This window comes from Streptomyces swartbergensis, from assembly GCF_002148965.1.
Classification (GTDB): Bacteria; Actinomycetota; Actinomycetes; order Streptomycetales; family Streptomycetaceae; genus Streptomyces; species Streptomyces swartbergensis.
This window is the reverse complement of record NZ_NGFN01000074.1, coordinates 20,046-27,639: the sequence shown is the minus strand read 5'-3', so window position 1 is coordinate 27,639 and position 7,594 is coordinate 20,046. Positions and strand designations below refer to the sequence as shown.

At 71.1% G+C, this 7,594-nt stretch carries 8 protein-coding genes; all 8 read right to left on the bottom strand.

All coding sequences use genetic code 11. The features are described 5' to 3' along the window. Nucleotides 1-780, bottom strand: a 780-nt coding sequence (locus CA983_RS14610) for a winged helix DNA-binding domain-containing protein (protein WP_086601326.1), incomplete at its 3' end; no start/stop codon positions are given. A 218-nt stretch (nt 781-998) separates the two neighbouring features. Continuing rightward, entirely contained in the window at nt 999-2,126 is a 1,128-nt protein-coding gene (locus CA983_RS14605) for an LLM class flavin-dependent oxidoreductase (RefSeq protein WP_086601325.1), read from the bottom strand. 51 nt (nt 2,127-2,177) lie between these two features. After that, nucleotides 2,178-3,161, bottom strand: a complete 984-nt coding sequence (locus CA983_RS14600) for an ABC transporter substrate-binding protein (RefSeq protein WP_086601324.1) — start codon at nt 3,159-3,161, stop codon at nt 2,178-2,180. Nucleotides 3,162-3,203: 42 nt separating this feature from the next. Beyond that, complete coding sequence (locus tag CA983_RS14595) at nt 3,204-3,968, bottom strand: amino acid ABC transporter ATP-binding protein (protein ID WP_086601323.1); 765 nt, start codon at nt 3,966-3,968, stop codon at nt 3,204-3,206. Beyond that, the gene (locus CA983_RS14590) at nt 3,965-4,897 is read right to left on the bottom strand and encodes an amino acid ABC transporter permease (RefSeq protein ID WP_086601322.1); all 933 of its coding nucleotides are present in this window, start codon (nt 4,895-4,897) and stop codon (nt 3,965-3,967) included. Before CA983_RS14590 ends, CA983_RS14595 begins: the two co-directional genes overlap by 4 nt. Before the next feature lie 3 nt (nt 4,898-4,900). Beyond that, entirely contained in the window at nt 4,901-5,842 is a 942-nt protein-coding gene (locus tag CA983_RS14585) for an ABC transporter substrate-binding protein (RefSeq protein ID WP_086601321.1), read from the bottom strand. 8 nt (nt 5,843-5,850) lie between these two features. Continuing rightward, the gene (locus CA983_RS14580; protein WP_086601320.1) at nt 5,851-6,375 is read right to left on the bottom strand and encodes a GNAT family N-acetyltransferase; all 525 of its coding nucleotides are present in this window, start codon (nt 6,373-6,375) and stop codon (nt 5,851-5,853) included. After that, nucleotides 6,372-7,499, bottom strand: coding sequence for an LLM class flavin-dependent oxidoreductase (locus CA983_RS14575; RefSeq protein WP_086601319.1), 1,128 nt, complete (start codon nt 7,497-7,499; stop codon nt 6,372-6,374). The genes CA983_RS14580 and CA983_RS14575 overlap by 4 nt, the downstream gene beginning before the upstream one ends. Between the last annotated feature and the right edge of the window lie 95 nt (nt 7,500-7,594).

Below are 7,594 nucleotides of genomic sequence, written 5' to 3'. Positions count from 1 at the left end.
GTCGGGGAGGTCCAGGAGTTCCCGGCCGCGCTCGTCGCGGAAGGCGACCAGTTCCTCGCGCAGGGCGGAGACCGCGGCCGGCAGTCCCGCCAGGCCGCACCAGGCGCGCAGGTCGGCCGAGGCTGCGGGTCCGAACGCGGCCAGGTAACGCCGTACCAGCGTCTGCCCCACGGGGTCGGCGTCGTCCGGGACCGGCGGGTCGATCTCGCGCCCCAGCCAGGAGGAGACCAGGGCGTAGCGCACCCCCGCCGTCGTGCGCCACAGCCCGCGCGGCGGCAGCTGCACCATGGGGAGCAGGCCGGCGACCAGCATCTCGCCCAGTGGCCGGGTTCCGGCCGCCGGCCAGCGGCCGGCGACGGCTCGCGCGAGGTCGCCCATCGAGCGGGGTTCGCCATCAGCCATGACCTCCCGCCCCGCCGCCGCGAGTTCGCCGAGGTCCACTCCCTCCAGCTCGCGGCGGTACGTCCCGAGCACCCGCTGGCGCAGCATCGCGTCGTGGCGGGCCCGCCAGGCCAATAGGTCGTCGGCGGTCACGAGGTGGACGGTGCGGCGCATGAGATGGGTCCGCACCACACGCCGCCCGGTCAGCAGGTCCGACAGCACCGTCGGTTCGAACGCCCGCAGCCGGGACCAGAGCCCGATGAACGGTTCCTGCGGTTCCTGCGCCTGGAGACCGCACAGGTGGGCGACGGCGTCGAGCACCGGCAGGTCGGCGCGGTCGAGGAGCAACTGCCGCGCGAGGGTGGCGCGGTTGAGCGCCCGGGCATCGAGAACGGTCAACGGAGCACCTCGGCCTTCGAGTCGTGTGCCGACCCGTGGTTCGAGAGGTCCGGGCGGCTTGCCCGATCACCGTCGCACGGGATGCGGTCAGGTTGTGACCGCATCCGCCGTCACCCGTCGGCCATGAGATCGAGGTGCTGGGCGTGGGCGCCCTGTGACGCCGCTTCGCGGCCCGGCCCCGTCCCGGCCGACGGGAACGGGGCCGGGCCGCGAGCGGCTCATCGGCGCTGCCATTCCTCTGCGAGGAGCCGGTACGAGCGCACCCGGTCGGCGTGGCCGTGGGTGATGGTGGTGACGAGCAGTTCGTCGGCGCCAGTGGCCTCCCACAGTTGTTCGAGCTGGTCGGCGACGCGTCCGGGCGAGCCGACGAACTGGGTGTCGACGCGGTCGGCGACCAGGGCCCGGTCCTGCTCGGTCCAGTCGTGGGCCCGGGCCTGTTCGGGGGTCGGGAAGGGGATCGCGCCCTCGGCGGTGCGGATGCTGCGGACCCACGGGCCGTAGCCGGTGGCCAGTTCGCGGGCGGTGTCGTCGTCCTCGGCGACGACGACATCGGCGGAGACGCTGACGTAGGGCTTGTCGAGGTGTTCGGACGGCTGGAACGCGGCCCGGTATCCCTCGGCTGCCTCCAGTACGGTGGCGGGGCTGACGTGGTAGTTCGCGGCGAAGCGCAGACCGTTGCGGCCCGCGACGTCGGCGCTCTCTCCGCCGCTGCTGCCGAGGATCCACACCTGCACGTCGGCGCCTTCGCCGGGGACGGCGTGCGCTTCGAGCCCGTCCGCCGAGCGGTAGTCGCCGCGCAGCAACGCGAGGATGTCGCCGATCTGCTCGCCGTAGTCCTGGTGACGGGCGCCCGGTTGCCGCAGCAGTTGCTGCTGGAGACTGAGTCGCGGTGAGTCCCGCAGGTGGTCGGGCGAGAACCGGGGCGGGATCTTCAGGCCGTTGGGGGTGCGTCCGTCGACGACGGGGGTGGTGGTCGGGCGGGATGCTGCGGTCTGTCCGGCGGGACGTCCGCCGGAGCGGCCGAGGCCCAGGTCGAGTCGCCCGGGGTGCAGGGCGTCGATCAGGCCGAACTCCTCGACGGTGGACAGGGCCGTGCGATGGCCGAGTTGGACGGCGCCGGAGCCGAGCCTGATCGTGGAGGTCGCCGCGGCGGTCAGGGCCAGCAGGACGGCGGGAGAGGTACCGGCCACGCCCGGGTTGAGGTGGTGCTCGGCGAACCAGTAACGGCTGTAGCCGAACCGCTCGGTCTGCCGCGCGAGGTCGATGGTGTTGTGCAGCGCCTCGGCGGCGGTGGAGCCGGACGGGACGGGGACGAGGTCGAGGACCCCGAGAGGGATGCCGGACATGGTCGGGTGCTCCTCAGCGGTCAGTGGACGGGAGTGCGGGCCGACGGACGCCTAGCTGCCGGTCTTCGGCAGGCCTGGCGGGTTGATCTCCGACCTGGCCACGGCCTCGCCGGACAGGCCCCAGCGCTTCAGCACCTTCGCGTAGGTGCCGTTGTCGATGACGTGGTTCAGCGCGTCGGCGAGCGGCTGGGCGAGTCCGCTGTCCTTCTTCGTGGTCGCCGCGATGCGGCCCTGGAGCCGGGCGCCGGCGCCCGAGTACGTGCCGACGATCTCCGTCCTGCCGGTGGTGGCCGCGTGGTAGGCGGCGGTCGGGTTGGGGCCGAGGTAGAGGTCGATCCGGCCGGACTGGAGAGCGAGGTAGGTGTCGCTGTCGCTCTGGTAGTACTTGACGTCCACCGGCTTCCGGCCGGCCTTCTTGTTCTCCGCGGACCACTCGACCAGCAGTTTCTCCTGGTTGGTGCCGCTGCCCACGGCGACGGTCCTGCCCGCCACGTCCTTCGGCCCGGTGACCTTCAGGCCGCTGCCCTTCCTCGCCTCGAAGGCCAGGTTGTCCTCGCGGTAGGTGGCGAAGTCGTACTTCTCCTTGCGTTCCTCGGTGACGGTGATGTTGCTGAAGCCGGCGTCGTACTTGGCGCTGTCGAGGCCGACGAAGATGTTCTCCCACGACACGGTGTTGATGTGCGCCTTCAGTCCGAGGACGTCGGCGACCAGGTGGGCGATGTCGGGCTCGACGCCGATGACGGTCTTGTTGTCGGTGGCGTAGAAGGTCAGCGGCGCGGCGGAGCCGGACGAGGCGACCAGTTCCAGGGTGCCTCTCCTGCGGATGCGCTCCGGGACTTCGGCGGCTATCGAGCCGACCTTGCCGGTGGTGACGCGGTTCTGGTCGGGGCTGATGTTGATCTTCGTCTTGCTGCCGGGTGTGGCCGCCACCTCGGTCGTGCCGCCGTCGGTGGGGTTGGCGCAGGCGGCGAGGACGAGGGCGCCGGCGAGTCCGAGCGCTGCGGCGGTGGTGCGGCGGGCGACGAGGGTGGCCACGGTGGTGCTCCTTGTGTGCGTCAGGCGGTGGGCGGTGGGCGATCAGAGGACCTTGGAGAGGAAGGCGCGGGTGCGCTCGTGCCGCGGGGCGTCGAGTACGGCCGAGGGCGGGCCCTGCTCCACGACGGCTCCGCCGTCCATGAACACCACGGTGTCGGCGACCTCCCGGGCGAAGCCGATCTCGTGGGTCACGACGATCATGGTGGTGCCGGTGCGGGCCAGGTCCTTGATGACGTCGAGGACCTCGCCGACCAGTTCCGGGTCGAGCGCCGAGGTGGGTTCGTCGAAGAGCAGCACCTTGGGTTCGAGGGCGAGTGCGCGGGCGATGGCGACGCGCTGCTGCTGGCCGCCGGACAACTGCCGGGGATAGGCACCGGTCTTGTCGGCGAGCCCGACCCGCTCCAGCAGCCGGCGGGCGGTCTGCTCCGCCTCCTTGCGCGGGCGGCGCAGTGCGGAGACGGGGGCCTCCACGAGGTTCTCCAGGACGGTCAGGTGCGGGAAGAGGTTGAAGTTCTGGAACACGAACCCGATGTGGGTCCGCTGCTTCAGGACGTCCTTCTCCTTGAGCTCGTGCAGCTTGTTCCCGGACCGTCGGTATCCGATGAGTTCGCCGTCGATGCTGATCCAGCCGCGGTCGACCTTCTCCAGGTGGTTGATGGTGCGCAGCAGCGTGGACTTCCCGGAGCCGGACGGGCCGAGGACCACGGTGACCTCGCCGACGCGGACCCTCAGGTCGACGCCGCGCAGCACCTCCAGGGGGCCGAAGTTCTTGTGGACGCCGTGGACGTCGACCATGACGGCACTCATGTGCTCTCCTTCGTCACGAAGCACCGGGCGCGCTGGAGCGGGGTGGGCGGCGGGATGCGGTCGGCGCCCCGGGCATAGCGGCGTTCCACGTAGTACTGGGCGACCGACAGCAGGGAGGTCAGTACGACGTACCAGGCGGTGGCGACCAGCAGCAGCGGGATCACCCGGCCGTTGCGGCCGTAGATCACCTGCACCTGGTAGAAGAGCTCGCCGATGGACATCACGTAAACCACCGAGGTGCCCTTGAGCAGGCCGATGATCTCGTTGCCGGCGGTGGGCAGAATGGCGCGCATGGCCTGCGGGAGCACGATCCGGCGGATCTGCCGCAGCCGGGGGATGCCGAGCGCGGCTGCGGCCTCCAGTTGCCCGTGGTCGACGGCGATGACACCGCCGCGGACGATCTCGGCCGCGTAGGCGGCCTGGTGCAGGGTCAGCCCGATGACGGCGGCGCCGATGGTACCGATGAGCGTGTTGCTGTCGACGGACCAGAACACCGGGCCGAACGGGATGCCGACGCCCAACTCCCGGTACAGGGCGCTGAGGTTGAACCAGAACACCAGCTGGACGATCATCGGGATGGACCGGAAGATCCAGATGTAGGTCCAGGCGACGGTGGAGAGCACCGGGCTGCGCGACAGCCGCATGAAGGCGAGCACGGTGCCGAGGAGGAAGCCGAGGACGGTGGCGTAGGCGGTGAGCTGGAGGGTCACCCACACCGCCTGGACGATCGTCTCGGAGAAGACGTAGTCGCGGAAGACGTGCCACTCCCAGACGGGGTTGGTGGCCAGGCCGTGGACGAACTGGGCGAGCAGCACGACCACGGCGGCGCCTGCGGCCCAGCGGGCGTAGTGGCGGGCGGGTACGACCTTCGGCTCGGCCGGGTCCTCGACCGCTCCGGGGGCCGGTTCTGTGATGGTGTCGCTGCTCATGGGTCACCTGTGCTCGGGCGGATTGATCTGCGAGGCGTCGATCGCGGAGGCGGTGGTGCCCCACTTGTCGAGGATCCGGGCGTAGGTGCCGTCCTCGATCAGCTCGTTGACGGCCGCCTGGAACGCCTTGGTGAGCGGGGAGCCCTTCCTGAAGGCGAAGCCGACGTCGAGGCGGTGGTACTCGCCGAGGAAGGTGGTCTGCGCCGCGGGCTGGGTCGCCTGGTGGCGCAGGCCGTTGATGGTCGACATGATCACGTCGATGCGGCCCTGCTGGAGCGCGGTGAGCGTCGCGCCGTTCTCCGAGTAGACCTTCACCTCGTACGGCTTCTTGCCGGCCTTCGCACACACGCCTTTCTGCGCGGTGAGAGTCGTCTCGAAGGTGGTGCCGGCGCCGGTGCCGATGGTCAGGCCGCACAGCTGGGTCAGGTCGGTGACCTTCTTCTTGAGCGTGGTGTTGCCCTTCTTCACCGCGAAGCCCTGGCCGTCGTTGATGTAGGTGACGAAGTCGACGGTCTTCAGGCGCTGGGTGGTGACGCCGAAGTTGCCGGTGCCGACGTCGTACTTGCCGCTGCCGAGGGCGGGCAGGATCGTTTCGAACGAGGCGTCCTGCCGCACCGCCTTCACGCCGAGGACCTTCGCCACCGCGTCGGTGAYGTCGATGTCCTGGCCCACGGGTGGCTTGCCGCTCCCGTCCGGGTAGTAGGCCCCGGGCGGGGACCCGACGGAGCTGCCGATCCGCAGCGTGCCCGACCTGCGGACGTCGGCGGGCAGCAGGGCGGCGACGGAGTCCACCTTGCGTACGGCGGCGACCGGGTCGGTGGTCGGTGCGGGAGACTGCGCGCCCACCGGACCGGTCCCGGCAGTGCCGCCGGTGCCGCAGGCCGTCAGCGCCAGGGCGGGCAACAGCGCGAGGGCGGCGGTGCCGCGAGGATGGGTTCTTATCATGCGTAGGTTCACTGGTTGAGGGCCTCTCCGAGGTGTTTCTCGAACGGCAGCGGCCCGATGGACTCCGGGTCGGCCTCCGTGTCGAACAGCGGGGTGTAGCCGGTGGCCAGATACAGCGCACGGGCCTCGGGCTGGCGCGGGCCGGTCGTGAGAAAGATCCGCCGGTAGCCGCGGAGGGCCGCCTCGCGCTCCAGCTCGGCGACGACGCGCCGGGCCAGACCGCGCCGCCGGCGGGCGGAGTGGGTCCAGATCCTCCCCCAGACTCCGTCCGGGGGGACCCCCATCAGCTCGGCCGTTGCCAGGTCGTACAGGCGGAAGGCGCCGCCCGCGACGGGCTCGCCGCGTTCCAGGAGCAGCAGGAGCAGACCGCCGTGCGGTTCGGTGAACTCGTCGTCGGGGTAGCGGGCGATCTCGGCGTGCGCGTCCCTGCCGTAGCGCCTGGAGTACTCCTGGCCCAGTTCGGTCAGCAACGGTTCGACGCGGGGGTCGGAGACCGGGACGTGGATGAACGTCAGTTCCGGTACGGAGGTCACCCGTTCACCGCCGTGAGGGTCTGCGTCCCCCTGGCCGCGCGCTCGGCGTCACGCTTGGCGACCTCCTCGCGGACGAGGGGAATCACGAACCGGCCGAAGTCGATGGCGTCGCCGAGCAGGTCGTAGCCGCGGGCGGAGAGGATGTCGACGCCGAGGTCGTAGTAGTCGAGCAGCGCCTGGGCGACCGTCTCCGGGGTGCCGACCAGGGCGTTGGAGTTGCCCGCGCCGCCGGTCGCCGCGGCCGTCGGGGTCCACAGGGCGCGGTCGTAGCGCTCCCCCGCCTCGGCGATGGCGATCAGTCGCTGCGAGCCGGCGTTCTGCGGGGCGTCGGTACGGTGGCGCCGCTTGAGGCCTGCCGCGCCCTGTTCCCGGATGGCGCCGACCGTGCGGTGGGCCTTCTCCCAGGCCAGTTCCTCGGTCGGGGCGATGATCGGCCGGAAGGCGACCTGGATGCGCGGGACGTCGGTGCGGCCCGCCGCCTTCGCCGCGGCCTTCACGGCCTCGATCTGCTCGGCGGTCTTCTCCAGCGGCTCGCCCCAGAGGCAGTAGACGTCGGCCTCGGCACCCCCGGCGGCGTACGCGGCGGGCGACGAGCCGCCGAACGACACGTTCGGGCGGGGCCGCTGGACCGGGAAGACGTCGCTGACGAAATCGTGGAAGCGGTAGTGCTCGCCCTCGTGGTCGAAGGGCTCGTGCGTCGTCCAGATCTCCTTGACGATCCGGATGTACTCGCGGGTGCGTGCGTAACGCTCGTCCTTGCTGAGGGTGTCGCCCTCGCGGCCCTGCTCGTGGTCGTTGCCGCCGGTGATGAAGTGCACGGTCAGGCGGCCCTCGCTGATCTGGTCGAGGGTCGCGAAGGTCTTGGCGGCGAAGGTCGGGTACGAGACGTTGGGCCGGTGGGCGAGGAGGATCTGGAGACGGTCCAGCCGGCTCGCGATGTACGCGGCGGCCGGTGCCGGATCCGGTGATCCGGAGCCGTAGGCGAACAGCACCCGGTCCCAGCCGTGGTCCTCGTGCGCCCGGGCGAGCCGGAGGGTGTACTCCTTGTCGAAGGCGGCGCCGGAGCGCGGGGTGGTTTCGGATCCGTCGTTGGTGGCGGCGATGCCGAGGAACTCCACGGGCATGGGTATGGCCTTTCCTCAAGTCCTATGGGGCCGTGCCGAGTTCGGGCGCGAAGGCACGAAGGCACGGGGGCACGGCGGGGCGGCCCTCGGCGCGG

Coding starts and splice junctions, on each gene's coding strand:
- CA983_RS14605 (WP_086601325.1), bottom strand. CDS start 2,126: ATGTCCGGCATCCCTCTCGGGGTCCTCGACCTCGTCCCCGTCCCGTCC.
- CA983_RS14590 (WP_086601322.1), bottom strand. CDS start 4,897: ATGAGCAGCGACACCATCACAGAACCGGCCCCCGGAGCGGTCGAGGAC.
- CA983_RS14595 (WP_086601323.1), bottom strand. CDS start 3,968: ATGAGTGCCGTCATGGTCGACGTCCACGGCGTCCACAAGAACTTCGGC.
- CA983_RS14575 (WP_086601319.1), bottom strand. CDS start 7,499: ATGCCCGTGGAGTTCCTCGGCATCGCCGCCACCAACGACGGATCCGAA.